This window comes from Kitasatospora sp. NPDC059599 (genome assembly GCF_042735125.1).
Classification (GTDB): Bacteria; Actinomycetota; Actinomycetes; order Streptomycetales; family Streptomycetaceae; genus Kitasatospora.
On sequence record NZ_JBHWCL010000139.1, the window covers coordinates 1 to 26,492 of the forward strand.

General features: G+C 76.1%; 17 protein-coding genes and 1 pseudogene. 7 read left to right on the forward strand and 11 right to left on the reverse strand.

Annotated elements, in window-relative coordinates:
* Positions 1-504 precede the first annotated feature (504 nt).
* The 4 genes from ACFV04_RS34405 (at position 505) to ACFV04_RS34420 (ending at position 4,949) form a co-directional block, all read left to right on the forward strand.
* A complete protein-coding gene (locus ACFV04_RS34405) occupies positions 505-1,872 on the forward strand; it encodes a hypothetical protein (RefSeq protein ID WP_380534810.1) in 1,368 nt (455 codons plus the stop codon).
* Between the two features lie 109 nt (positions 1,873-1,981).
* A complete protein-coding gene (locus ACFV04_RS34410) occupies positions 1,982-3,301 on the forward strand; it encodes an AAA family ATPase (RefSeq protein ID WP_380534812.1) in 1,320 nt (439 codons plus the stop codon).
* Positions 3,298-4,689, forward strand: coding sequence for a VWA-like domain-containing protein (locus ACFV04_RS34415; protein ID WP_380534814.1), 1,392 nt, complete (start codon positions 3,298-3,300; stop codon positions 4,687-4,689). The genes ACFV04_RS34410 and ACFV04_RS34415 overlap by 4 nt, the downstream gene beginning before the upstream one ends.
* Positions 4,686-4,949: a hypothetical protein gene (locus ACFV04_RS34420; RefSeq protein WP_380534816.1), complete on the forward strand. Its 264-nt coding sequence runs from the start codon at positions 4,686-4,688 to the stop codon at positions 4,947-4,949. Before ACFV04_RS34415 ends, ACFV04_RS34420 begins: the two co-directional genes overlap by 4 nt.
* Before the next feature lie 207 nt (positions 4,950-5,156).
* On the opposite strand, the gene ACFV04_RS34425 is transcribed toward ACFV04_RS34420, so the two are convergent.
* The 9 genes from ACFV04_RS34425 to ACFV04_RS34465 form a co-directional block, all read right to left on the reverse strand.
* Positions 5,157-7,988, reverse strand: a complete 2,832-nt coding sequence (locus ACFV04_RS34425; RefSeq protein WP_380534818.1) for a condensation domain-containing protein — start codon at positions 7,986-7,988, stop codon at positions 5,157-5,159.
* A complete protein-coding gene (locus ACFV04_RS34430; protein ID WP_380534820.1) occupies positions 7,985-9,910 on the reverse strand; it encodes an amino acid adenylation domain-containing protein in 1,926 nt (641 codons plus the stop codon). The genes ACFV04_RS34425 and ACFV04_RS34430 overlap by 4 nt, the downstream gene beginning before the upstream one ends.
* 66 nt (positions 9,911-9,976) lie before the next feature.
* Positions 9,977-11,803, reverse strand: coding sequence for an amino acid adenylation domain-containing protein (locus tag ACFV04_RS34435; protein WP_380534822.1), 1,827 nt, complete (start codon positions 11,801-11,803; stop codon positions 9,977-9,979).
* A 27-nt stretch (positions 11,804-11,830) separates the two neighbouring features.
* Positions 11,831-13,006 (reverse strand): acyl-CoA dehydrogenase family protein, encoded by a 1,176-nt coding sequence (locus ACFV04_RS34440; protein WP_380341457.1) that lies wholly within the window; start codon positions 13,004-13,006, stop codon positions 11,831-11,833.
* A gap of 14 nt (positions 13,007-13,020) precedes the next feature.
* On the reverse strand, positions 13,021-16,161 hold the full coding sequence (locus ACFV04_RS34445) for an amino acid adenylation domain-containing protein (RefSeq protein WP_380534824.1): 3,141 nt from the start codon (positions 16,159-16,161) through the stop codon (positions 13,021-13,023).
* Positions 16,162-16,487: 326 nt separating this feature from the next.
* Positions 16,488-17,837, reverse strand: coding sequence for a non-ribosomal peptide synthetase (locus ACFV04_RS34450; protein WP_380534826.1), 1,350 nt, complete (start codon positions 17,835-17,837; stop codon positions 16,488-16,490).
* Positions 17,838-17,885: 48 nt separating this feature from the next.
* Positions 17,886-19,328 carry an MFS transporter gene (locus tag ACFV04_RS34455; protein ID WP_380534828.1) on the reverse strand — a complete coding sequence of 481 codons (1,443 nt, stop codon included), beginning with the start codon at positions 19,326-19,328 and terminating at the stop codon, positions 17,886-17,888.
* 401 nt (positions 19,329-19,729) lie between these two features.
* Positions 19,730-20,860, reverse strand: coding sequence for a PP2C family protein-serine/threonine phosphatase (locus tag ACFV04_RS34460; protein WP_380534830.1), 1,131 nt, complete (start codon positions 20,858-20,860; stop codon positions 19,730-19,732).
* Positions 20,861-21,123: 263 nt separating this feature from the next.
* Complete coding sequence (locus ACFV04_RS34465) at positions 21,124-21,786, reverse strand: maleylpyruvate isomerase family mycothiol-dependent enzyme (RefSeq protein WP_380534832.1); 663 nt, start codon at positions 21,784-21,786, stop codon at positions 21,124-21,126.
* A gap of 71 nt (positions 21,787-21,857) precedes the next feature.
* On the opposite strand from ACFV04_RS34465, the gene ACFV04_RS34470 reads away from it, so the two are divergent.
* Entirely contained in the window at positions 21,858-23,012 is a 1,155-nt protein-coding gene (locus tag ACFV04_RS34470) for a LysR family transcriptional regulator (protein ID WP_380534834.1), read from the forward strand.
* A gap of 41 nt (positions 23,013-23,053) precedes the next feature.
* Here the strand turns inward: ACFV04_RS34470 and ACFV04_RS34475 are convergent.
* Positions 23,054-24,118: pseudogene (locus tag ACFV04_RS34475) on the reverse strand (erythromycin esterase family protein); the annotation flags it as partial.
* Between the two features lie 112 nt (positions 24,119-24,230).
* On the opposite strand from ACFV04_RS34475, the gene ACFV04_RS34480 reads away from it, so the two are divergent.
* Positions 24,231-24,977: a TioE family transcriptional regulator gene (locus ACFV04_RS34480; protein ID WP_380534836.1), complete on the forward strand. Its 747-nt coding sequence runs from the start codon at positions 24,231-24,233 to the stop codon at positions 24,975-24,977.
* 61 nt (positions 24,978-25,038) lie between these two features.
* On the forward strand, positions 25,039-25,485 hold the full coding sequence (locus tag ACFV04_RS34485; protein WP_380341594.1) for an SgcJ/EcaC family oxidoreductase: 447 nt from the start codon (positions 25,039-25,041) through the stop codon (positions 25,483-25,485).
* A 174-nt stretch (positions 25,486-25,659) separates the two neighbouring features.
* Here ACFV04_RS34485 and ACFV04_RS34490 read toward each other — a convergent pair whose 3' ends face one another.
* A complete protein-coding gene (locus ACFV04_RS34490) occupies positions 25,660-26,175 on the reverse strand; it encodes a hypothetical protein (RefSeq protein WP_380534838.1) in 516 nt (171 codons plus the stop codon).
* Positions 26,176-26,492: the final 317 nt, after the last annotated feature.

Here is a 26,492-nt window from a genome sequence, read left to right on the forward strand (position 1 = left end):
CCACCCGACGACCCGTCTTGCCCGTACCACCCACCACCAGCACGACACCGGCATCCGTCGAAAGATCCACCACACCAGCCATCACGATCACCCTCGCTCGGAGTAGAACCAGTCGGACCGGCCGCACGCGTCCCGGATCCTGCGATCCGTTCGCGTCCGTCCTCGTGTCCACCAGTCAATGCCACTCCGGGCCGGCGAACCATAGCCTCCGCACTCAGCTCCATGCGCGAGCGTCTACGCCCTTGACACGCCCTCGCGCCGCCCCGCACGGACCCGGCCGTCCCGGGTCCGCGTTTCCTCCGCCCACCACCAGAACACACCCAAGCCACCATGAACCACCCGTCTCGACCGGGCTTCCAGCGGCTCTTGAGCGCCCGGCGGCGGTGGCGCCACCGCGCGGCGAAAACGGTGTGGCGGGCGGGCGCGCACGAGCGCTATGCTCCCGCCGATGACCACTCACGCTGATCACAGAATGGGGGTCCCGTCCGCGAAGAGTGAGTGCTGATGCTCACTCCCACCGCGAACGGGAACGACTCCCGACTCCACTTCTGGCGGCGCGTACGCGAGTACGCCGTGCCGCCCACCATGATCGAAACCGCCACCGCCCGCCGTCTGGCCGGGGACTGGTCCGGGGCCTGTGCCGCCGCCAACGTCGAGGTCGACTTCCGCCTCGGGGACGTCGCACGCGCCCACGGCCGGGAGCTCGCCGACCGACTGCGCGCCGATCTCCGGTGCCTCGCACCGGACTTGCTGCGCTGGCACCTGCCGAGATCCGCACCCGACGGGCTGCTGCGGCCCGGGCTCACCATGCCCCTGGCCCGCTACCCGGGCGAGCGTCCGGTGTCCCTGGTGGTCCGCACGCCGCCCGCCTGGGCGGAGTACGGCCAGCGGATCGCCCTGGCACTCTGGGACGGCTCCGGCGGCGACGGACGGTCCCCGCACCCGCATCCGCACCCCAGTCGCCGGTTCCGCTACGACCTGCACCGGCACCTCTGGGACGCCGGGCGCAGCGGGGAACTGGCCGAACGGACCGGCCCCGGAACGTCGACCGGCACGTCAACCGGCCTGGTGGACAACGGAGTCGGCGGCCCGACGCTGCGCCGCGCCGTCGACCGGTGGGCCGCCGAGGCCGCGCTGCTGCGGCGTGCCGACGCACACCCCGACGGGCCCGTCGTCGTCCGGCTCGAACGCCGGCGACGCCTGCTCCTCGGGCCGGACGGCCGCACGACGGACGCCACCGGGGACACCTCGGCGCTGCCCCTGCTGCCCGACGCCGCGACCTGGGCCCCGCCCGACGTCGACCTGCTGCGCACCGGCGCGATCGCGCCGGACCGGCTGCACCCGCTGGTGGCCGCCGCGCTGGCACCCGGGCACCCGTCCCGGGCGGACCCGCGCGATCCGCCCCGGTCCCAGCGGCTGGTGGACTGCCGAGGGGCGCGGCACCGGATCGGCCTGGTCGACGGGGTGCTCACCCCGCTCGACCACGATCCGGCCGAACTGCGCCGCGAGGAGCTGCTCACCGCCCTCTCGGGCACCCCGCTGCCCTGCCTGCGCGCGATCGACCTGGCACACCTCCGCCCGAACGCGCTGGACGGTGTCCGCGAGCGGCTGGACCACGGCGACACCGCCGGGGCACTGGCCGTGGTCGAGGACCTGCTCGGCCGGGAGGCGGTGCTGCGTGACGGACCACTGCGGGACGAACTGCGGGCGGCCGCGGAGCGGCGGATCGCCTACGGCCTCTACCGGGCCGGGCTGACCGCGCCCGGGCCCGCCGGCGTCCCGTTCCGCCGCCCGCGCCCGCCCCACGCACGCCCCTCCCGGGTCTCCCGCTCCGCCCGCCTCGCCGACCTCTGTCGCGCCTTCTACCCCTGAGGCCGTCACCGGCCGCCGACGTCCGCCACCGAACGTCGGCCACCGAACACTGCACGCTGAACGACCGTCCGTACCTGACCACTTGAGGTGATCACCCATGCCCGTTTCCATGCCTGTTTCCATGCCCGCACCCGCCACCGACCCCCGCCCCGAGGCCACCCGCCCCGAGGCCCGCCCCGACATCGCCCACCTCGACTCCGCCCGCCCCGACATCGCCCACCTCGACTCCGCCCGCCTCGACGTCGCCCGCCGGCTGCTCGACCTGCTCGGCGACACCACCACCGAACCCCGCGCCGACCCCCAGCTGGAAGCCCTCACCCTGGCCGTCGCCGCCGACCTGCCCGTCCTGCTCTGGGGCGAGCCGGGCATCGGCAAGACCGCCGCGCTCAACCAGCTCGCCGAAACCCTGGAACTGCCGCTGACCACGGTGATCGCCAGTGTCCACGAGCCCTCCGACTTCTCCGGGCTGCCCATCCTCGGCGACGACCCGGCGCAGCAGGGCGTACCGATGGCCCCGCCGGACTGGGCGGTGCGACTGGTGCGGGCCGGCCGCGGACTGCTGTTCCTGGACGAGCTGTCCACCGCGCCTCCCGCCGTCCAGGCCGCACTGCTCCGGCTGGTCCTGGAACGGCGCATCGGAACGCTCCGGCTGCCCCCCGGCGTACGGATCGTGGCCGCCGCCAACCCGCGGTCGTCGGCGGCCGACGGCTGGGAGCTGAGCCCGCCACTGGCCAACCGCTTCGTCCACCTGCAGTGGGTGCACGACCACGAGGTGGTGGTGCGAGGCCTCGGCGGCGTCTGGCCGGTCGCCACCCTGCCGCGGCTCGACCCGCTGGCGCTGCCGGAGGCCGTCGCGCTCGCCCGGCGCGCGGTGTGCGGGCTGCTGACCGCCCGCCCCGAACTGGTGCACCGGCTGCCCACCACCGAGACCCGGCGCGGCGGCGCCTGGCCGTCACCGCGCAGCTGGGACATGACGCTGCGGCTGGTCGCCTTCGCGACCGCCGCCGGCGCCTCCCGCGAGGTGCTGTCGCTGCTGGTCCGCGGGACCGTCGGGGACGGCCCGGGCCTGGAGCTGATGGCGAGCATGGACCGGATGGACCTGCCCGACCCGGAGGACCTGCTCGCCGACCCGGCGGGCGCGGAACTGCCCGAACGCGGGGACCTGCGCCAGGCCGTGCTGGACGGGGTGGTCGCGGCCGTGCGCAACCGGCCGGACCGGCAGCGCTGGGATTCGGCCTGGGCTCTGCTCGCCCGGGCCATGGAGACCGGCGCCCCGGACCTGCTGGTCGTCCCGGCCACCACGCTGGCCTCGCTGCGCCGGGAGGACTGGGACGTACCGGAGTCGATCGAGCGGCTCGCCCCGGCGCTGGCGCTCTCCCGCCGCGCCGACGTCGCCGCCGCCCGGGTCGCGGCGAAGGCGGGCCGATGAGCGCGGCCGTCACGCCCGGCCCCACAGCGCCGGGCCTCGCAGCGCCGGGCCCCGCAAAGCCGGGCCTCGGGAAGCCGTACGCCCGGAACCCGGACCCCGCTGAGCCGAACCGCGGAAAGCCGGGCAGCGGAGGTCCGGTTCCCGCGAAGCCGGATACCCGGTATCCGGTCCCCGGGAATCTGGACCTGGAGAAGCTCTACGCCGCCCGCCTGCAGGCCGTCCGGGCCCGGCCGTACCTGGCGACCGCCCTGTTCGCGCTCCACCTGGTGGAGTCGCGGGAGGTACCGACCATGGCGGTGGACCGCTACTGGCGCTGCTACGCCTCACCGGTCTTCGTCGACCGCACCCCGGTGGAGGAACTCGCCGGCGTCTGGGTCCACGAGGTGTCCCACCTCCTGCGCGACCACCACCGGCGCGGCACCCGGATCGCCCGCGAACTCGGCCTGGAGGGCCCGGCCGCGCAGCTGCGGACGAACATCGCCGCCGACTGCGAGATCAACGACGACGTGTACGGGGACGGTCTGGTGCGGCCGTCCGGGGCACTGCGGCCCGACAGCCTGCAGCTGCCCGAGGGACTGCTCATGGAGGAGTACCTGCGGCGGTACCGGTTCCACCCGCGGACCCTGGACGCGGCCTGGCTGGACTGCGGCAGCGGCGCCGACGGCACGGACCGACCCTGGGAGCTGGGCCCCGGCGGCGCCCACGGGCTGAACGCGCAGGAACGCGACGCCGTCCGCTTCCGGGTCGCCGAGGGCCTCCGGGGCCGGCCCGGCAGCGCCCCGGCGGGCTGGCGGCGCTGGGCCGAGGAGGCCTTCCACCCGCCGCAGCCCTGGCGGCAGTTGCTGGGCGCGGCGGTGCGCTCGGCGGTCGCCGGGCCGGGTGCGGGCGAGGACTACAGCTACGGCCGCCCGGCCCGCCGCTCGGCCGGGGTGCCGGGCGTGCTGTTGCCGAGCCTGCGGCGGAGGCCGCCCCGGGTGGCGGTGGTCATCGACACCTCCGGGTCGGTCTCGGACGACGAGCTGGGCAGCGCGCTGCTGGAGGTCGCGGCGATCGGCCGGGCGGTCGGCGGCCGCCGGGACCAGGTCAGCGTGGTCCCCTGCGACGCGGCCGCCCAGGCCGTCCACCGGCTCTGCACGTCGGCGGGCATTCCGCTCCTCGGCGGTGGCGGCACCGACCTGCGCACCGGTTTCCGCGCCGCCCTGCGGTCCGGCCCCCGTCCGGACGTCGTGGTGGTCCTGACCGACGGCCAGACCCCGTGGCCGTCGGTCCCGCCGCCGTGCCGCACGGTCGTCGGCCTCTTCCCCCGGCCCACCAGGTACGACGAGGACGACCCGGACTACCGCCCGGAAACCCCGCCGGACTGGGCACGGGTGGTCACCATCGGGTGAGCACGGCCGCCCGGCGAGGGCTCGACGGGCTGGACGGGCTGGACGGGCTGGACGGGCTCGACGGGCTGGACGGGCTGGACGGGCTGGACGGGCTGGACGGGCTCGACGGGCTCGACGGGCTGGACGGGCTGGACGGGCTGGACGGGCGGTGTGGACGCGCCGCTTCACCCGGGCGGTCGGCCGGCAGCGAGGACGTCGGGGAGGCCCACGGCGGGGCAGCCCGGCAGGTCCGTCGGCGTGCGGTCAAGGAGGCGCGGTGAGCCGGGCGCCGGTCGTGTCTGCGGGCCCGGCGCATGCACCACGGGCTGGATGCCCGGTCGGCCGCACCGGCACCGGGTTCCGCTCCGACGTGTCCGGCCGGTGAGGTCCGGAGCGTCCCGGGGCGGCGGCGACCGCGCAGGGTGCGGCCGCCGGGGCGGCCGGGCGGAGGGGTCCGCTGCCCGGGGACCCCTCCGCCCGGGGCGGGCTCAGCCGACCATCGCCGCGAGCACGCTGCGCCAGTCCTCGCCCGGTTCCGGCGTGAGCGGGCCGGCCAGCGCTTCGGCCCGGTAGCGCCAGGGGCGGCGCAGTTCCTCGTCGGCGTCGGGGCCGACGACGAGCGGGCTCGCGGAGCCGAGCAGCCGGACCAGCTCGGCGGTGAAGTCCGCCCAGGAGACGTGTCCGCTCACCGCGTTGACGACGCGCCCGGCCGCCGGGTGGTCCGGCGCGGCGCAGACGGCGAGCGCCCGGGCGAGGGCGGCGGCGTGGACCCAGGAGGCTCCGTACCAGTCGTCGGCGGCCGGGAGTGCGATCGGCCGGCCGGCCAGGGCGGCCTGGTAGAGGGCGCCGGTGGAGCCCCAGCGGAGCTGGTCGCGCAGGCGGTGGTGCGGGCCCCAGACGATCGGGGCGCGCACCGACGTGGCCGGGCCGCGACCGCCGGCGGCGGCCTCGAACAGGATCCGCTCGCAGTCCAGCTTGGCCTGCCCGTACGGGGTGACCGCCTCGCCGCTCGGGCTGCCCTCGACGACCTCGGTGCCGGCCGGGCGGCCGTACGCGTCGATGCTGCTGACGAAGACGAACGGGCCGCCCTGCCAGCCGTCCACCAGGGTGCGCATCGCGGCGAGGTCGGTGGCGTGGTCGGTGAAGGTGCAGGCGGAGTGGATGACGGCGTCCACGCCTTCGACGGCGCGGCGCAGACTGTCCAGGTCGGCGAGGTCGCCCTCGGCCACCTCGGCGCCGTGCAGGGCGGGCAGGTGCGCGGACTCGGGCCGGACCAGGGTGCGGACCGGCCTGCCCTGGGCCATCAGCTCCTGCAGGACCGCCGCGCCGACCCCGCCGGTGGCGCCGGTGAGCAGGACGGTGCCGGTGCGGGTGCGGGTACGGGTGCTCGGACGGGCGCCGGTCCGGGTGAGGGCGGTGCGGCGCTCGTCCGCGCGGGTGGCGAGCACGGCGGCGAGGGCGCGCGGGGTGCGCTGCTCCAGGATGTCGAGGCCGGTGAGCGGCAGCCCGGTGCGGGTGCGCAGCCGTTCGGCGAGTTGGACGGCGACCAGGGAGTGACCGCCGAGGGCGAAGAAGTCGCCGTCGGCGGGCGGGGTGGTGCCCAGGAACTCGCCGAAGGCCTCCCGGACGTCGTCCACCGGTCCGTCCCCGTGCGGGCCGTCCGGGGCGGGCCCGTGCGGCGCGGCGCCGGGTAGCGGGCCCGGGTCGGGGGTGCCGTCGGGGTGGCGGGGGATCCGGTCCACCAGCGTGACCGCGAGCGGGAGTTCGCCGGCCGGGACCCGCCCGCGCAGGGCGGCCCGCAGCTGGGCGCCGTTCGGGGCGACCGGCCCGCGGACCACCGCGTAGGCGAGCGGCGGGCCGTCGGCGCGCTCGATCACGGCCGCCTCGACGACCCCCGGTTCGGCCGACAGGGCGGCCGCCACCGGGTGTTCGGCGGCGACCAGGAGCCGGCCCGGCAGCTCGGACAGGCGCGGGTCGGTCTCCCCCGCGACGGCCGTGAGCAGGGCGGCGAACGCGTCGAGCAGCTGCCCGGCGGTCGACTCGTCGAGCACGTCCCGGTCGTGCTGCACCAGGCAGCGCGGCGCCGGGCCGTCCTCCAGGAGCAGCGCCAGGCCGAACTTGGCGAGCCCCAGGTCGAGTTCCACGTTCGTGGAGTCGAGGCCCGGCAGCGTCAGCGGCGCAACGGGCTGGACGAGATCGCAGGTGACCGAGAGCAGCGGGGTGCCGTCGGCGCTCCGGGCGGCCGCTCCGAGCCGCTCGACCACGAGGTCGAACGGCACGTCGTGGTGCTGCTGGGCGTCGAGCAGTGCGCCGCGGACCTCCGTCAGGAGTTCCGCGAACGACCGGTCCCCGGCCGGACCGGTCCGTACGGCGAGCGTGTTGACCGCGAGGCCGACGGTGTGTCGCAGGTCGGGCCGGGCCCGGTGGCCGCTGGCACAGCCGAGGACGAGGTCGTCCTGCCCGGAGGCGGTCCGCAGGGTGGCGAACGCGGCGGCCAGGACGACGGTGAACAGGGTCGCGCCGTGCCGGGCGCCGAGTGCGCGCAGGCCGTCGACGACGGCGGGGGCCAGCGGGGCGGCGTGCAGCACGGCCCGGCGCTCGCGGGCGCCGGTCGGGGCTGGCCGCAGCAGGGCCGGCGGGCGGGCGCCGGCCAGCCGGGCGGCGAGGGTGTCGGCGGCCGCCGTCAGCTCGGCGTCCCGGGCGCGCTCCTGGCGGGCGTAGTCGGCGTAGGCGGGCCCGGGCGGCGGGAGTTGCGGCGCCACGCCGTCGCGCGCGGCGGCGTAGAGCGCCGCGAGGTCGGCGGCGAGGACGGGCAGCGAGCCGCCGTCGACGGCGATGTGGTGGATCGTCAGCACCAGCGTGTGGTCCTGCGGCCCGTGCCGCAGCAGCAGGGCGCGCAGCACCGGTCCGGTGGCGAGGTCGAACGGGCGGGCGGCCTCGGCGGCGAGCTGCTCGGTGGCCGCCGTGTCCGTCTTCGCGTCGACGACCGGTAGCGGCACCGGGGTGACCGGGTCGGCCTGCTGGTACGGCTGTCCGCCCCGGCGCGGGTAGCGGGTCCGCAGGACGGCGTGCCGCTCGGTGAGGCCGGTGACCGCCGCGGCGAGGGCGACCCGGTCGAGCGGGCCGCGCAGCCGGGCGGCGATCGGGACGTTGTAGAGGGCGCCACCCTGGCCGAGGTGGTCCATCAGCCACATCCGCTGCTGGGCGTGCGAGAGCGGGGCCGGGCCGTCGGCCTCGGCCGGGCGCTGCGGCTTCGCCGGGGTGGCACTGCGCCGGCTGCGGGCGCGGCGCAGCAGGTCGGCCTGGTCGACGGCGGTCATCGGACGCCTCCCGGGCCGGCGACAGCGGTCGGGGCGGCGGCGGTCGGGGCGACGGCGGCGGTCGGGGCGGTTGCCACGTCCGGGCCTCCTTGGCTGTCCGGGCCATCCGGGCCGTCCGGGCCGTCGGCGGCCTGCAGCGCCCGTTCGAGCAGGTCCGCCTGCCCGGCGACGGTGGGGTGGCCGAGGAAGTCGGCGAGCGAGAGTTCGACCCCGAGGTCCTCGCGCAGGTCGTCGACGACCCACATGGCGAGCAGCGAGTGCCCGCCCTCGGCGAGGAAGTCGGCGGCCGGGTCGGTGATCGGGCGTTCCAGCGCCCGGCTCCAGGCTTCGGCGACGACCTGCTGGATCGGGGTGAGCACACCGCCCCCGGCGGGGCGCTGCCCGACGGGGGCGTCGGCGGCCAGGGCCCGCCGGTCCACCTTCCCGGAGCCGGTCAGCGGCAGCGCGTCGAGCACGGTCCATGCGGTGGGCACCAGGTGCGCGGGCAGCCGCTCGGCGAGCCGGTCGCGCAGCGTCCCGGCGGCCGGGCCGGCGCCGTCGGCGAGGACCAGGCAGGCGGTGAGGGCGGCATCGGGCTGTCCGGCGTGGCGGACCACGACCGCCGCCTCCGCGACCTCGGGCAGCCGGAGCAGGGCGTGTTCGACCTCGCCCGGTTCGATCCGGAAGCCGCGCAGCTTGACCTGCTCGTCCGTCCTGCCGTGGAACTCCAGTGTTCCGTCAGGGAGTTGGCGGACCAGGTCGCCGCTGCGGTAGGCGCGGCCGACGTCCGGCAGCTCGCGGAAGCGCTCGGCGGTCAGCTCGGGCCGGTTGAGGTAGCCCAGGGCGAGGCGGTCGCCGGCGATCCACAGCTCGCCGACCGTGCCCGGCGCCACCGGCGCCAGCTGCTCGTCCAGGACCAGGGCGCGGGCGCCGCCGAACGTGCGGCCGATCGGGATCGCACCGGCGCAGTCGGCCTGGGTGACCCAGTGCAGGGTGGTGAAGGTGGTGGCCTCGGTCGGTCCGTAGACGTTGACCAGTTCGAGCCACGGGAAGGCGCGCAGCACCGCGCCGGCGTGCTCGGGCGAGAGCACCTCGCCGCCGACCGCCAGGGTGCGCAGCACCCCGAAGATCCGCGACTGCCGGGCGGCCAGGTGGTGGAAGAGCGCGCTGGTGAGGAGCAGGGTGGTGACTCCGAACCGCTCGACGTCGCGGCCGAGTTCCTCGGCGGTGGGCCGGTCGGCCGGGGAGACGGCGACGGCGGCGCCGCGGGCCAGCGGGGCCCACAGTTCGAAGGTGGAGGCGTCGAAGGTGACGGCGGAGTGGAACAGCACCCGGTCGCGAGGGCCGACCGCGATGGCGTCGGGGGCGGTGACCAGGTCGGCGACGGCGCCGTGCGGGACGACGACGCCCTTGGCCCGGCCGGTGGAGCCGGAGGTGTAGAACAGCAGGGCGGGCCCGGCCGGATCGGCGGCGTCCGGCGCCTCCGGCCCGGCGGCACCGGTGTCGTGCCCGGCAGCGTCGGCGTCGTAGCCGGTGTCGTGCCCGGTGATGTCGGTGCCGTGCTCGGTCAGGACGAGCGTCTGTTCCTCGGTGAGTCCGGCCTCGGCGAGCAGCGCCTTGTCACCGAGGACGAGCCCGACGCCGGCGTCGGAGGTCATCTCGACGATGCGCGGTCGGGGGTAGGCAGGGTCGAGCGGCAGGACGTGCCCGCCGGTGCGCCAGATCGCGAGCTGGGCGACGACCAGGCGGGTGGAGCGGGCGCAGAGCAGGCCGACGGCGTTGCCGGGCCCGATCCCCCGGGCGGCCAGCACGGAGGCCAACCGGCCCGCGGCGTCGACGAGTTCGCGGTAGGTGAGGACGGTGGAGCCGTCGGTCACGGCGAGCGCGTTCGGCTGCCGTTCGGCCTGCCGGGCGATCAGCGCGGGCAGGGTCGCGGTGGTCATGATGGTTCCCTTCCGGGCGCCCCGGCGGTACGGGCCGGGGCGCCCCAGTGCGGAGGTGCGGGGAGGTCAGGCGGTCGCGGTCAGGGCGGCCGTCCGCTCCTCGACCAGTCGGGCGACGGCCCGCAGGTCCGGCTGGCGCAGCACCAGGGGTGCGCGCAGCCGGATCCCGTACTCGCTCTCCAGCGCCTCCAGCAGTCGGGCGGCGGCCAGCGAGTTCCCGCCGGACGCCAGGAAGTTGTCGGTGGGCCCGAGGTCGGCGCGGCCGATCAGCTCGCGGCACAGCTTCAGCACGACGCGTTCGACGGGGGTGTCGCCCTCCTCGCCCGCGGGCTCGGACGGCTCGGCGGCCAGCAGCGCCCGGCGGTCCACCTTGCCGTTGGCGTCCAGCGGGTAGCGGTCCACCAGCCGGACGGCCGACGGCACCGCCTGCTCGGGCAGCCAGGGCCGGACGGCGTCGAGCAGCCGTGCCGGGTCGACGCCGGAGTCCGCGCCCGCCCCGGTGCCGTCCCCGGCCCCGTCCTCGGTCTGGACGAAGGCGAGCAGCCGGACGCCGCCGGCCGGCGCCTGCTCGGCCGCGACCACCGCCCGGCGCACCCGCGGGTCGCGCTCGAACGCGGCCTCGACCTCGGCCGGTTCGATCCGCACGCCGCTGACCTTGACCTGGTCGTCCAGCCGGCCGTGGAACTCCAGCACCCCGTCGGGGCGCATGACGACCCGGTCGCCCGTGCGGTAGACCCGGTCGGTGCCGTCCACGCCTTCGGGCGCGTCGACGAAGCGGCGGGCGGTCAGCTCGGGGTCGAGGTACCCGGCGGCGAGGCCGCGGCCGCCGATCCGCAGTTCGCCGGCGACGCCGTGCGGCACCGGCCGGCCGTCCTCGTCGGTGACCAGCACGACCGCGCCCGGGATCGGCAGCCCGATCGGCGGGGCGCCGTCGCCGTGGTCGATGCCGGGCGCCATGGTGTGCACGGTGGTGGTGACGGTGGCCTCGGCCGGGCCGTAGGCGTTGTGGACGGTCGCGGTGACGTCCGGCCCGGGGGCGCGGCGCAGCCGGTCACCGCCGACGGTGAGGTGGCGCAGCGCGAGCCCGGTGGGCCAGGGGCGGTTCAGCACCGGCTCGGCGAGCGGGGTGGGCAGCACGGACACGGTGACGTCGGCGTCACGCCACCAGTCGGTGAGCGCCCCGGGGTCCCAGCGGACGGCTTCGGGGGCGATGACCAGGGCGGCGCCGGAGGTGAGGCCGGCCCACAGCTCCATCAGGTGCGGGTCGAAGGCGACGCCGATCAGCAGGCTGTGCCGTTCGCCGGGGCCGAGGCCGGTCAGGTCGCGGTACCACTGCAGCAGCGCGCCGAGGGCGGGCTCGGTGACGGCGACGGCCTTCGGGGTGCCGGTGGAGCCGGAGGTGAGCACCGCGTAGTGGGTGCCGGCCGGGACGACCGCCTGCTCGCCGGACGTGAGCGCGGCGACCGCGCCCCCGGTGGGCAGGTCCAGTGCCAACTGCTCGCCGCCGGGCGGCAGCAGGTCCGGTTCGCCGACCAGGCAGGCCGGGCGCAGCTGTTCGGCGACGGCGCGCAGCCGGCGCTCGCCGGGGCGCGGGCCGAGCGGCAGGTGGACGGCGCCGAGCTTGGCGGCGGCCAGGGTGACGGCCACCAGCGACACCGAGTGGCCGAGGCAGACCCCGAGCAGGTCGCCCGGGCCGACCTTGCCGCGCAGGGCCTCGGCGGTTCTGTCGGCGAGGCGGTCGAGTTCGGCGTAGCTGTAGGTGTGCTCGCCGTCGATCAGGGCGGGGGCGTCCGGGGTGCGGTGCGCCCAGCCGGTGAACAGGTCGAGGACCGCGCCGTCCTGGTGCGGACGGCCGTACCCGATGCTCCGGATGTCCGTGGTCTGGGATTCCATCGTCGTCTCCAAAGTCATGACGAACCGTCAGTTCAGGCCCATGGAACGGGCGATGATCACCTTCTGGACCTCGGAGGTCCCTTCGATGATCGTGGTCATCCGCACGTAGCGGTACAGGAACTCCAGCGGGTGGCCGCGCACCCAGCCGGTGGCTCCGTGCACCTGGAGCGAGCGGTCGACCGCGCGGACGGCGGTCTCGGAGGCGGTCAGCTTGGCGAGCGCGGCGTTCTCGGGCGACTCGGTGCCCTCGTCGACCAGCCGGGCGCAGGCGAGGGTGAGCAGCTTGGAGGCCTCGACCTCGGCGCGGGTGGAGACCAGGTGCTCCTGGACGTGCTGGTACTCGCCGATCACCCGGCCGAAGGCGCGCCGGTCCTTGGCGTACTCGACGCCGACGCGCAGGGCGTACTCGGCGATGCCGTTGCACATCGCGGCGACCACCAGACGGCCGCGGGAGAGGCTGTCCATGGCGAGGGCGGTGGCCGCGCCGACGCCCTCCTCGCCGCCGATCACGGCCTCCGGACCGACGGTGACCCCGTCGAGCAGCAGCTCGAACAGCGGCTCGCCGGACATGCCCTCGTAGCGCTGGCCGATCCGCAGCCCGGGCTGGTCCATCGGCAGCACGAAGGCGGTGGACCCGGTGGTGGGGCCGGCGCCGTCGCCGAGGTCGGTGGCGGCGACGACCAGCGCGAGCCCGGCGTGCTCGGCGTTGCTGACGAAGGTCTTGCGCCCGTTCAGCACCCACCGGTCGCCGTCGCGCACGGCGGTGGTGGTGAGGCGGAAGGCGTCGGAGCCGGCGTGCGGCTCGGTGAGGGCGAGGCAGCGGGTCTGCTCGCCGCGCACCAGCGGGATCAGGTGGCGCTCGACCTGCTCCGGGGTGCCGTTGCGCAGCAGCGGGCTGGGGCCGTCGGAGCCGGCCAGCGCGTACGGCGCGAGGACGCAGCCGCTGCGCCCGGCGGCGTGGTGCAGCAGGACGACGGCGGTGAAGGGCATGCCGGAGCCGCCGAGCTCCTCGGGGTAGTCGCCCGCGTAGAAGCCGAGTGCGGCGGAGCGCTTGCGGACGTAGGTGCGCAGGTCGCCCGGCACCTGGTCGGCGGTTTCGGGCAACTCGGCGGCCAGCGGGACGAGTTCGCGGCGGATGAAGCTCTCGAAGGCCTCCACGAGTTCGCGGTGGCCGGCTTCCAGGACGGCGGAGGGGGCGGTCACGTCTACGCTGCCTTTCAGTTCTGGCCGGTCAGGGCGCGGGCCTGGTCGGCCAGCACGGCGTGGCGGAACAGGGTGCGCAGCGGGGGGCGGCTGCCGAGGTGCGGTTCCAGCTGGGCGGCGAGCTGCGCGGCGAGCAGCGAGTGGCCGCCGACCTCGAAGAAGTGCGAGTCCGCGGTGAAGCGGTCGTGGCCGAGCACCTCGCGCCAGGCCGCGGCGATCAGCTCCTGTCCGGGGTCGGCGAAGGCGCTCGGCGCGGTGGTCTCCTCGGTGGCCGCCTCGGCGGCCTCGTCCGCCAGCCGGGCGAGGGCGGCACGGTCGGGCTTGCCGCCGGGCAGGGTCGGCATCGCGGCGACGGCGGTCCAGCTCGCCGGGACGAGTCCGCCGGGCAGCCGGCGGGCGAGCGCCTCGTGCAGGGCGGCCTGGTCGGGGCGGTCGGCGCCTTCCAGGAAGCCGACCAGGCGCGGCCCGGTCATCGGGTCGGTGTGCAGCACCACCGCGCAGGAGCGGCCGCCGAGTTCGGCGGAGGCCGCGGCCTCGATCTCCTCCAGCTCGATCCGGTGGCCGCGCAGCTTCACCTGGTTGTCGGCGCGGCCGAGGAAGCACAGCCGGCCGTCCAGGTCGCGGTAGCCGCGGTCGCCGGTGCGGTAGACCCGGGCGCCGCCGAGCGTGGGGACGGTGACGAAGCGGGCGGCGGTCGGCTCCGGCAGGCCGGGGTAGCCGTCGGCCAGCATCGTTCCGCCGACGACGAGTTCGCCGACGCAACCGGCCGGGAGCGGGCGCAGCGTGTCGTCGAGGACGTGCATCCGCACGCCGTCCAGTTCGGTGCCGAGCGGGATCTCACCGTCCGCGTCGACGTCGGCGGCGGTGACCCGGTGCACGGTGGAGGTGACGGTGGCCTCGGTGACGCCGTAGGCGTTCAGCACGGTGGTGGCCTCGGTCAGGTCGGCGAGCGCCCGGGCGGGCAGGCGCTCGCCGCCGAGGACGAGCAGCCGGGGCGTCCAGCGGCCGTCGCGCAGCGCCTCGCGCAGGTCCTCGCGGACGGCGAGCAGGTAGCTGGTCGGCAGGTTGGCGACGGTGACGCCGCGGGCGGCGAGGACGGCCACCAGCTCGGGGCCGGTGGGCACCTCGCGCTGCGGCACGACCAGGGCGGCGCCGACGGCGAGGGCCGGCAGCACCTCCTCCAGCGCCACGTCGAAGGACGGCCGGGCGAACAGCAGCACCCGGTCGGCGGAGGTGAGTCCGTAGCGGGCGCCGATCGCGGCGACGTACCCGGCGAGCGCCTCGCGGCCGACCTGCACGGGCTTGGGCACACCGGTGGAGCCGGAGGTGTGGATCAGGTAGGCGGCGCCGTCCAGGACGGCGGCGGGCTCGGCCTTCGGGAACGCCGGGCCGTCCAGCAGCGCGGGGGTGACGCCCTCGGCGGGCAGGGCGAGGGCGCTCTGCCGGGTCGCCAGGACGAGCGCCGGGCTCAGCCGCTCCAGCAGCAGGCCGAGCCGGGCGGCCGGGTCCTCGGTGGACAGCGGCGCGTAGACGGCGCCGTGGCGCAGGCAGGCGAGCAGCGCGACCACGCTGTCCGCGCCGCGCGGCAGGACGGTGGCCACCGGCTGGCCCGGCGTGACTCCGGCGGCACGCAGGCGCTCGACCAACTCGGTGACGCGGCGGTCGAGTTCGCCGTAGCTGATCCGCTCGGTGCCGGCCAGCAGGGCGAGCGCGGTCGGGTCGTGGGCGGCGGCCGGGTCGAGCAGCGCCGGGGCGCCGGCGGACAGGGCGGTCGCGGCGCCCTCGGAGGTGGCAGCCTCGGACGCGGGGGCTTCAGACGCCCCGGCCTCGGACGCGGGGGCCAGTTCGGCGATCGGTGCCTGCGGCCGGTCGAGGTAGCAGCGCAGCAGCTCCAGCAGCCGCTCGGACAGCAGCACGGCGTCGGACTCCCGGAACAGGTCCGCGTCGTAGTCCCAGACCAGGGTCATCCCGGCGACGCCGTGCTTCTCGCCGACCACCCGGCGGTCGTCGGGCAGCAGCACCAGGTCGAGGTCGAAGCGGGTGGTGCCGGTGTTGAAGCCCTCGTACAGCGAGACCTCCAGTCCGGGCGCCTGGACGTCGGGCAGTGCCGCGTCGTGGGCGCTGAACATCACGTTCCACAGCGGGTTGTCGGCTCCGCTGGTGTGCAGGCCGAGGCGGCGGGTCAGCTCCTGCACCGGCAGGTCCTGGTACGGCAGCGCGCGCATCAGGACGTCGGTGACCTCGTCCACGGCCTCGGTGCCGGGCGCCTGCGGGTCGAGCCGCAGCCGCAGCGGGACGGTGTTGACGAACATGCCGACGGTGCCCTCGAAGCCCTCGGGGCGGTTTCCGACGGCGGTGCCGACCACGACCTCGCGGTGCCCGCTGTGCCGGCGCAGCATCTCGGCGAGCAGCGCGAGCAGGGTGCTGAACGGGGTGTGGCCGTCGGCCTTGCTGCGCTCGCGCAGCCGCTCGGCGAGGTCGGCACCGATCGACTGGCGCAGCTGGCCACCCCGGTGGCGGCGCTCGGCACCCGGCCGGGCCAGCCCGGGAAGGGTGACCTCACGCGGCGCGTCGGCCAGTTCCCTGGTCCAGAAGTCGAGTGCCCGCTCGCGGGAGACGTCGGCGGCGGAGCGCGCGTGCTCCTCGTACGAGGGCGCGGTGGGCAGCTCGTACGACTCGCCGAGGACCCGGGCGCGGTAGACGGTGAACAGGTCGCGCAGCAGGATCGCGAAGGAGTGGCCGTCGTGCACGAGGTGGTGTTCGACGTGGATCAGCCGGTGGTGGTCCTCGGCGATCCTGACCAGGTGCCAGCGCAGCACCGGCGCCCGCTCGGTGTCCACCGGCTCCTCGGCCTCGGCGGCCAGCAGGCGCCGGAAGGCGGCCTCCGGGTCGTCCTCGCCGGTGTAGTCGCTGTGGCGCAGCTCGGGCTGACACCCCTCGGCGACCCGCTGGCCGGGCAGGCCCTCCGCCCGGGGCACCAACTCCAGCCGCAGGCCCGGGTGGTGGTCCAGGACGGCGGCGAGGCCGGCGTGCAGCGCCTCGCGGTCGAGGGTGCCCCACAGGTCGAGGACGGCGGTGAAGTTGTAGGCGCGGCTACCCGGCAGCATCTGTTCGTGCAGCCAGACGATCTCCTGCGACGGAGAGAGTGCGAACATGGTCGGTTCCCTTGTGTGGTGGGCGTGTCGGCACTGCGGTGGCCGGGGACGGGCGTGGGGTGGTCCCGCTCCGGCCGGAGGACCGGAGCGCACCGGGATGACGGTGCGGCCCGGAGTCCGGGCGTCCGCACGGGCGGGCCGCTCGGGGCTCGCGCGTACGGGCGCGGCGGATCCGGCGAGGCGGATCCGGTGTGGGAGTTCAGGCCCGCGGGGTGGGGCGCGGGGCCGTCCGGCCCGGGGCCCGCTCGGGGCGGGCCCGTCGGGGAGGGCGTTCGGGTCGTTCGGGTCGTTCGGGTCGGGGCGGGCGCGGCCGGGGGCCGCTGCGGTCAGCCGCGGTCGTCCGTGCCGGCCGTACCGGCCGTACCCGGCCGGGCGTGCAGGTGCCGGCGCAGCACGGCGAGCAGGTCGTCGAAGGCGGCGCGGGCGTCGGCCTCGGCGAAGCGGTCGCTGTCCCAGGCCAGCCGGACCAGCAGGTCGTCGCCGTGCGAGGCGGAGACGGCCAGCGGGGCGGCGAGCGGGCGGCCGGCCAGGTGGGTCTCCCGGCCGGGTGTGCCGCCGAGCACCAGCGGCGGGCGGCGGTGCAGGTCCTCCAGGGTGAGCATGGCGTCCAGGTCGCCCGTCCAGGGCGCCCCGGCGGTGCGGGCCGCGCGGACCACCTCGTCGAACGGGGTTCCGGCGTGGTCGAGGTCGTCCCACCACGCGTCGGCGAGGACCTCCGGATCGTCCGTGGCGGCCGCACCGGCCGGGTGCACCAGGGTGTTGAGGAAGCAGCCGAGTACGGCGGGCGCACCGGGCGGCCGACCGCCCCACGGGTAGCCGAGCGCGAGCTGTCCTCCCCCGGCGGGCGCGCCGGACGCCCCCGGTGTCCGGTGCAGCCGGTGCGCGGCGACCCCGACGGCGTCCAGCAGGGCCGGGAAGACGGCGCTGCGGGCGGCGCCGCCGGCGGCCGGCAGCCGCTCGGCGAGCATCCCGGTGGACGTGGCCGCGCCACCGCCCGTCCCGGTCAGGCCGCCGAGCCGACGGCCCCAGTGGGCCTGCGCGGCGGGTCCGCCGGCGGCGTCCTCCGCGGCGAGCTGGAGTTCGACGGCCTGCCGGTAGTCGGCGAGGGCCTGCGGAGCGGGCCCGGCTGCCGGCGGTTCGCCCCGGCGGTACGCCTCGTCCTTCTCGTACGCCTCGGTCAGTTCGGCGGTCAGCACCCCGAGGGACTGCTCGTCGCAGGCCGCGTGGTCCAGCGCGAGGGCGAGCAGTTCCTCGTCGCCGTCCGGCTCCCCGGCGACCAGCAGGCGCAGCGCCGGCCCGTCGGCGGGCCAGTCCAGCAGGGCCGCGCGCAGCGCCTCGCGGGCCGTGCCGCCGGGGGCGACGGTGATCCGGGCGGCCTCGGCGGAGGGGCCGCCGACCCGCAGGACGGGTGTGCCGCGCACGGTCGCGAATCCGCCGCACAGGGCCGGGTGCCGGGCGGCGACGGTGGCCGCGGCACGGGCCAGCCGCTCCTGGTCGAGGGTGCCGCGCGGGTAGGCGAAGAACAGCGGGACGACGTCGGAGCGGCTCTGCGGCGCGAGTCGGCGGCTGATCAGGAACCGCCGTTGGGCTCCGGTCAGCGGGAGCAGTTCCACCGGGGACGCGGCGGCGGCGGAACGGTACCGGGCGAGGTAGGCGGAGGTGATGCTGGCGTGCACGGGAACGGTCTCCGGTTTCCGGTCGCGGCTCGGCAGGTGTGGGGTCGGTCAGGAGGTGGTGGGGCTCGTGGCGGGCTCCGCGGCGGCGGTCGGCCCGTCGGCGCCCTCGGCAGTGGTGGCTCCGGCGGTGGCTCCGATGGTGGCTCCGACGGATTCGGCCGCGGCGGGGCCGGCTGCGGTGGCCCGAACCGTGGCCCGCCCGTCGGTGTCCCCGTCGGCGGCCGGTTCCCCGGCAGCCGGCGCGCCGCCGCCCGGCAGGTCACGCATCCGTCGCAGCGGTGACAGCAGCAGCGGCACCGGCACGAGCAGGAACCCGACCGCGCAGAGCCACAGCGCGGCACGCGGCCCGGCGGCGTCGGCGACGATCCCGCCGCCCAGCGCGCCGATCGGCAGCGTGCCCCACACCAGGAAGCGCATGGTGGCGTTCATCCGGCCGAGCAGCTCGGGCGGGCAGACGCTCTGCCGGAAGCTGACCTGGGCGACGTTGTAGGCGACCGCGCCGAACAGCACCACACCGGACGCGAGGCCGAACAGCACCACGCCCGCGCCGCCGCCGGACAGCGGCCACAGCACCGCGAACGGCGCCGTCACGACGGTGGACAGCCAGATCAGCCGGGCCTGCCCGACCCACCGCGCCAGGTGGCCGGCGCACAGCGCGCCCGCCAGCCCGCCGACGGCGGAGGTCGACAGCAACACGCCGATGGCTCCCGGCGCCAGGTCGAGCACCCGCACCCAGAAGACTGTCTGCACGGCCATCAGCACGGCGGCGAACAGGTTGGACACGGCGGTGGCGGTCGCGATCGCCCGTAGCAGCGGGTGTCCCAGCACGAACCGGACGCCCTCGGCCACCTCGGCGCGCAGCGAGCGCCCGGGTTCGGGCTCCGGCAGCTGCTCCTCGACCCGGATCCGGGTGAGCAGCAGCGCGGAGAGCAGGTAGCCGCAGGCGTCGGCGACGATGGCGAGCGGCGCGCCGAGCAGTTGGACGAGCCCACCGCCGAGGCCGGGGCCGGCGATCTGCGCCGAGGAGCGGACGGTCTCCAGCGCGCCGTTCCCGCCGACCAGTTGCTCGCGCGGCAGGACGGCGGGCAGGAAGGACTGGTGGGCGACGTCGAAGAACACCGTCGCCACCCCCGTGACCAGTGCCACCAGGTAGAGCTGCAACATGGTCAGCGCCCCGAGCGCCGCCGCCGGCGGGATCGATCCCACCGCCAGACAGCGCACGACGTCGGCGCGGATCAGTACCGGAAGCTTGCGCATCCGGTCCAGCCAGGCGCCGGCGGGCAGGCCGACCAGCAGGAAGGCCGCGGTCTCGGCGGCGGTCAGCAGACCCACCTCGAACGGGGTGGCGTCCAGCACCACCACCGCCACCAAGGGCAGGGCGACCAGGGTGACCTGACTGCCCGTCTGGGCCGCCGCGGCTCCGGTCAACAGGAGCCGGAAGTCGCGGTGGCCGAGCAGACGGGCCTGGCGGGGGTGAGGCTTCTCGTTCATCGGTTCGACTTTCTGTCACCCCTTCGACACGGGGCAAGCACCGGGTCCGTTTCCGGACGAACCGCCGGTCGGCCGGATCCCGCCACTCCCCCGACCACCCCTTGCGCGCCTCTTACGGCCCCTTATGGGCCGACCGCACCGTCCGCGCCGCCGGTCGGCCAAGGCGCCACCGGCCGGGCGTCACCCGGGCCGCCGCCGGCGCCACCCGTCCATTTCACCGTCCGATATTCGGACGTCACTTTTCCGGCCACCGGACGACACCAGTCAACTTGGCCGGATCCCGTGGAGTGCAGCCCGACCGTCACCTCATCGTGATATCGGCGTGACCATCCGTGGCCGTCGAACTGACCCAGGGGGCGCCACCCGGACCGCCGCCCCGGGCGAGCCGTCGCGCCGACCCCTCACCCGCCCGCCCGACGGGTGATCGCCAGCACCGCCATGTCGTCGTCCCGCGGCCCGCCGGTCCACCGCGCCACGTCCGCGACCAACGCGTCCAGCACCTCGCCCGGCCCGGCGAACGGACCCAGCGAGGCCAGCCCGAGCACCGGGTCGTAGAACTCCCCCGCCGCGTCCCGGGCCTCGGTCACCCCGTCGGTCACCAGCAGCAGCGTGCACCCGGCCGGGAACGGCCGGACCTCCGACGCGGGCCGCGCGATCCCCAGCCCGCCCATCCCCAGCGGCAGTCCCGGATCGGCCGCGTCCAGGCGCCGCACCGCCGGCCCGCCGCCGCGCGCGGAAGCGCCGGGGTCCCGCGGGACCGGGCCGGGGCCCAGCAGGTACGGTCCGGGGTGCCCGCAGTCGAGCGTGCGCACCGTCCCCTCCCCCGGCGGGAACTCGACCAGCAGCGCCGTGATGAACCCCTCCATCCGCAGCTCCTCGCTCAGCTGATCGGCCTCCCGGAGCAGGGAGTCCTCCAGCGCGTCCGCGAGCCCCGCCAGGTCCGGCACCCGGTGCGAGTCCTCCCGGAAAGCGCCCAGGAGCACCGAGACCGCCCCCACCGCGTGCAGCCCCTTGCCCCGCACGTCCGCGATCAGCGCGCGCACGCCGTACGGGGTCACCTGCAGCGCGTAGGCGTCCCCGCCGATCAGCGCCTCGTCCTGGGCCGCGTGGTACGAGGCCGCGACCGACAGCTCCCCCACCCGGGCGGGCGGCTCGGGCAGCACCGCCCGCTGCGCCGCCTCCGCGACCGACCGCATCCGCTCCAGCCGCCGCCCGTGCCGGGCCACCACGCGGTTCACCCCGATCCCGAGCAGGGCGGCGAAGGTCGTGTTCACCAGCTCCAGGTAGCCGTTGCCCGTCCCGATCGAGCCGTCCCTGGCGGAGAGCACCAGGATCCCGGTCACGATCGCCACCGCGACCGCGACGGTGTCCCGCAGGGGCAGCAGCGCCCCGGACAGCACGGCGGCGGCCGCCAGCATCGGATCGCCCCAGTAGTCCGCCGGGTCCAGCGAGTTCCAGACCAGCCCGCCGACGATCAACAACCACGGCGCGACCCGCACGTACGGCGGCCACTGCACGGACCTCGGGGGCATCGGCGACCTGGCTTCCGTCTCACCACCATCCGGAAGAACGTCTTCCGATCGTAGTCACGGGGCCCCGGAGCTCGCACGACGACCGCCCGACCGCCCGACCGCCCGACGTCCTGACCGCGTGACCGACCGCACCGACCGCACCCGGCGACCACACCCGCCCGTACCCGGCGACCGGGGCCCGACCGGGCCGCCACCGGGCGCCGAGCGCCGAGCGCCGAGCACCCGTCGGGCTCCCCCGCCGGTACGAGGCGAAGCCGCCCCGCTCAGCCGTCCCGGGTGAAGCGCCCCGCACCCGGCCCGGTGAGCAGTCCCTCCGGCACCCGGCGCCCGTAGGCGACCAGCAACAGGTGCTCGGCCTTCCCCTCCACTGCGAGCGGTCCCCGCCCGTACGACCACGCGGTGTCCGTCGCCCGCAGCGCGACACCGTCCAGGCGCGCCCCGAAGAACCGCAGGGTGCGGGGCGAGACGCCGGCCAGCAGGGCGTCGGCGCGCGCCACCGGCAGCCGCCCCGGCAGGCCGAGCGCGACGGTGATGTCGAGGCCGTGCACGACGTCGTGCGCAAGCGCCGCGATCCGGCCGCCGACCGGCGGGCGCCACGGGTGGTCGGCGTGGTCGGACAGCGCGGCCGCCAGGTCACGCTCGGTCATGGCGGCGGCGTCGCGGCGGGCGATCCGGTCGGCCATCCGGTGGACGCGGCCGCCGGAGCGTGCGAGTTCGAGGAGCGTGCGCGCCGTCGAATGCCGGAAGCCGGTGCTCATGTGCGCGGCGACCTCCCGCACCCGCCAGCCACCGCACAGCGAAGGCGAGTTCCACTGCTCCGGGGTGAAGGCGGCGAACACGTCGGCGAGTTCACGGCGCTCGGCCGCGATCTGCTGACGGATCCACTCGGTCAGCCCGGTGTCCTGGTCCTTCGGCACGGTTCCCATGCGTCCAGCCTGCGGCCGGAACCGCACACCCGTCCAAGACCGGCTGGTTCTGCCACCTATGATCAGGAGTCATGGAACTGCGGCAGCTCCAGTACTTCGTCACCGTCGCCCAGCACGGCAGCTTCACCCGGGCGGCACAGCTGCTGCACCTGACCCAGCCCGGAGTCAGCTCCCAGATCCGGCAGCTGGAGCGCGAGCTGGGCCACCGGCTGCTCGACCGCTCGGGCCGCACCGTGCGCCTCACCCCGGCGGGCGAGGCCGTGCTCCCGCATGCCCGGGCGGCGCTCGCCTCCGCGTCGGCGGTCCGGCAGACCGCCCAGGAGTTCGACGGACTGCGGCGCGGACACGTACGACTGGGCATGGTCGCCGGGGCGGCGTTCACCCCGCCGCCCGGACTGGGTACGTTCCCCGGGCTCGCCACCACCCTCGCCGCGTTCCGCCAGGACCACCCCGGCATCGACTTCTCCCTGGCCGAGGACTCCACCGCGGCGATGATCGCCGCGCTGCGCGACGGACGACTGGACCTCGCCGTGATCGGACTGCCCGCCGCCGCGAGCGGACACGAGGGCGACGACGGCTGGACGACACTGGCCGGAATCGCCCTGCACACCGTACTGGAGATGCCGCTCGTCGCGGCCTGCCCCGAACAGCACCCGCTCGCCGCCGCCCCGGCCCGCGCCGCCGCCCCCACCGGCACCGCCGGCACCGGCACCGCCGGCGCGCACGGTTCCCCGCACGCCGCCGGCCGGGGCGACCCGCTCCCCGTCGCCGCACTGGCCGGTCACGCCCTGGTCAGCACCCCGCGCGGCACCGGGATGCGCACCGCGCTGGAGCGCGCCCTGGCCGAGACCGGGACGAGCCCGGCCATCGGCGTCGAGGCGGCCGCGCCACCGCAGCTGGCCGAACTCGCCGCGCACGGACTGGGTGTGGCCGTCCTGCCGGACCCGGGTGCCGTCCCCGGGCTGAGGGTCCGCCCGCTGGCCGACCCCGTCCCGCTGGTGCGGATAGCGCTGGCCTGGCCGGGCGGCCGGCCCCTCACGCCACCGACCGCCGCCCTGGTCGCCCACCTGCGGACGGCCTACCCGGGCCCGGCGGCCCCCCGGTCCGCGGGTGCCGGCGGCGTCGCGTTCGACACCGCGACCGCAGCGGCCGTCGCCGCCGCCCCGTCGGGGACGTGCAGGAGCGCAGCCGCGCCGGCGACGGCTTCCCGGTCGAGCGGGAAGTAGCCTTGCGGCGGCGTGGTGTCGGTGCGGGTCCGGCCTCCGGCGGGCAGCACCGGTTCCGTCAACTCCCACCTTTCGAAGCGCTGTTGCAGGGACGCCTCGTACGTTCCGGCCGCCGGCTCGCCCAGCCCGATCGCCTCGCTGCGCCCCAGGCTCCCGGCGACGAAGGTGTATCGCTCGCCGAGCAGCGCGCCGACGATCCGCCCCGCACCGTTCCAGCCGCAGGCCAGTTCCCCCGACTCCCAGGCGCTCGGATTCCGCTGCAGGTGCTGGTTGTGCGAGAAGACCAGGGTCGGTCCGCGCCGCGCTTCGAGGTCGCGGATGTCGAGGAGGTTCTGCGCCATCAGCGCATCCCGCAGTCCGATCAGCCCGCTCAACCGCTCGCCCGGGGTGAGGCCCGGGACCGCCGACTGCGCGTGGTAGCGCAGCAGCCCGATGCCCGCGGTCAGCCACGTCCTGGCCCTGGACCACTCGGCGCGGGAGGTCGCCGCTATCAACTCCGGTGCCCGCGCGTGGAGTCGGACGAGGAGGTCGTCGGCGGCGCAGCGCAGCCGCGCCGCCTCGGCGGTGGCACCGGGCGACTGCGCCGGGTCCAGCACCGCCTCGGCCCGGCTCCAGCGCTCGTCCGCGCCGGCCGGTCCGGCGATGTCGGGTGCAGCCGTATCCGGGTCGGGTTCGACGCCGGACCGGAGACCGGTTCGCAGGTAGTCGCGGGCATGCTCCAGGTAGCGGCGCGGGCTGGGGGCGCTGTAGTTCTCGGTCGGGGCGTCGAAGCCGTGGAAGGACAACTGCTCACCGGGTGCTCGGTCGCGGTTGAACTCGCGCATCCAGACGACGAGTTCACGGTTGGCGCCGTGCTCTCCGAAGCCGTGCGAGAAGCCCCCGGCCATCGCGGCGTCCAGGGAGCCCACGCCCTCCCGGACGTAGTCGTCCACCGTGAGCGCGGCCACCCGGTCGGTTTCCAGGGCGATCGACCGGAAGCCCCGGTCGACCAGCCCGGCGAACAGTTCGTTGCGGACCCACCCGAAGGCCGGTTCCTGGTGCGTCGGCTCGCCGAGGCCCAGCAACTCGCACATCGGGGTGACGAAGTCGTGAATGTCCTGACTCATGAGCCTCAAGCGTATCCTTGAAAGAACGGTTGAGACTTTGCCCGCACCAGCCCGCAGACTGCCGCGATCACGGCCACGGAAGTCTCAAACGGGCCCGAACGGAAGACGACAGTTGCGCCCCTCCGACCTCGCACGCGAACACGGCATCTCGACCCAGGCGGTCCGCAACTACGAGCGCGACGGCTGTCTCCCGCCCGCCGGCCGCACCCCCACCGGCTACCGGATCTACACCGAGCGGCACGCCGCCGCCCTGCGCGCCTACCTCGCCCTCGTCACGGCCTGCGGGCACACGACCGCCGGCCTCGTCATGACCGGAGTCCACACCGACCGCCTCGACCGGGCCCTGACCGCCCTCGACCGCGGGCACGCCCAACTGCTGCGCGACCGGGAGACCCTCGCCGCCGTCCGGGAGGCCGTCGGCCACCTCACCGCGGCACCGGCCGCCTCCTCCTCCACCCCCGCCACGCCGGGGACCGCGCCGAACCGCCCGACACCGACCGGCGCCCTCGCCATTGGCGACGTCGCCCGCCGCCTCGGCATCACCCCCGCGACCGTGCGCACCTGGGAGGTCGCCGGCATCCTCGCCCCGGCCCGTGACCGCGCCACCGGGCACCGCGTGTACGACCCGGCCGACGTCCGCGACGCCGAACTCGCCCACCTGCTGCGGCGGGGCGGCTACCGCCTGGACCACATCGCCACCGTGGTGGGACAGGTCCGCACCGCGGGCGGCACCGAGGAACTGGCCGCCGCCCTCGACGGCTGGCAGCACCGCCTCACCGCCCGGGGCCTCGCCATGCTCACCGCCGCCGCCCGCCTCGACGACTACCTGACCCTGCGCTCCGCACCCCGAACCGCTTGACCTCAAGCGGACTTGAGGGGGCAGGATCATCCCCATGACCACCGAAGCAAACCGCACCGAAATGACTCCTGCTCAGACCACACACACCGTGAGCACGGGCCCCGAAGCCGCCGACGCCGACATCCGCGCCATCGAGGAGGTCGTGGCCGCCGTCGAACGCGCCCAGCGCGCCAAGGATCCCGACGCGTTCCTCGCCCTGTTCCACCCCGAGGCCATCTGGACCACGGCCCACGGCAAGGTCCTCATCGGCCTCGACGCCATCGCCGAGTTCACCCGCGCCGTCCTGCCCGCCGCGACCTGGGACGGCCGAGTCACCTACGAGCCCGCCCACATCGGCTTCCTGCGGCCCGACGTGGCGGCCGTCAAGGTCCGCCAGGTCTACGAGGCACCGGCCGACGACCCGACGGGCGGCTCGGAAGGCGCCCCGCTCTACATCATGACCAAGCAGGACGACGGCCGGTGGCTGCTGCACGCCTGCCAGAACACCGAGGTGAAGACCGGCCGGTAGCGCCCCGTCAGGCACGGCGGCGGGATCCGGGCGGCCCCCGACCGGGAGACGGCCCGCACCCGCAGCCAGCGACCGGTGGAGCACGAGCCCGACGTCGCCCGGGTCGCTCGGCGGACTCGACAGGCTCGGCGGACTCGACAGGCTCGATGCTCTCGACGGGCTCGACCGGTCAGGTCACCGGGTCGGCCCGGGTCGGCCCGGGGCTTCGGATGACCGGGTGGACAGCTGGATCCGGTCGACGAGTTCACTCCATGTCCGCGCGACCGTCGCCCATGGTGGCACCTCCGCCGGGGGGCGCTCGTCACCCAGTCCGCCGATGAACAGGTGTCGGTGGGTGACCGTGTCCAGATGGCCGAGGACGTCGAGGCGGTCGTCCACGAAGTGGGTGACCGCCAGCCGCTTGCAGACCGGTCCCTTGTCCGCGCGCTCCCGGACGAAGTGCACGTTCTCCGCCGGGACACCGGTACGGAGGAAGAACTCGTGGTGATGCAGCCACGCCCGGGTCCTACCGGCCACCTTGGGCCCCGCCTTGGACACGAGGTGCACCCGCCCCTCGAAGGGCTCCGCCACCAGTCGGGCGAGGGCCTCGAACACGCCGTCCACGGCCGGGGTCAGCAGGGGCTGGGAGCCGAAGAACGAGGTGTCCTCTCCGGCGGCGATCCGGTCGACGATCACTCCGCCGACGTCCACCCCGAGCGTCGGGGGTGCCTGACGGGATCCCGGTCCTCGGTAGGGGGCAGGTCCGCCGGGTGACAGCCGCTGTTTCCTGGCCCGCGCCATCACTCTCACCCCGTGTCACCGACGTCCTCGACAGTGCGGGAGCATGGCAGGTGCCCCCGCCCGGGGGCCAGTGAATTTCCGCCCTCCGTGTCCGGTTCCGGATTCGAGTCCGTGTCCGTGCACGTGGCCGCGGGGGCGCGCGGGCCGCCGGGCCCCCCCCCCGGTCAGGCGCCCCCGCCGGCCGCCCCCCCCCCCCGGGGCCCGGCCCCCCCGGCGGCCGCAACGCC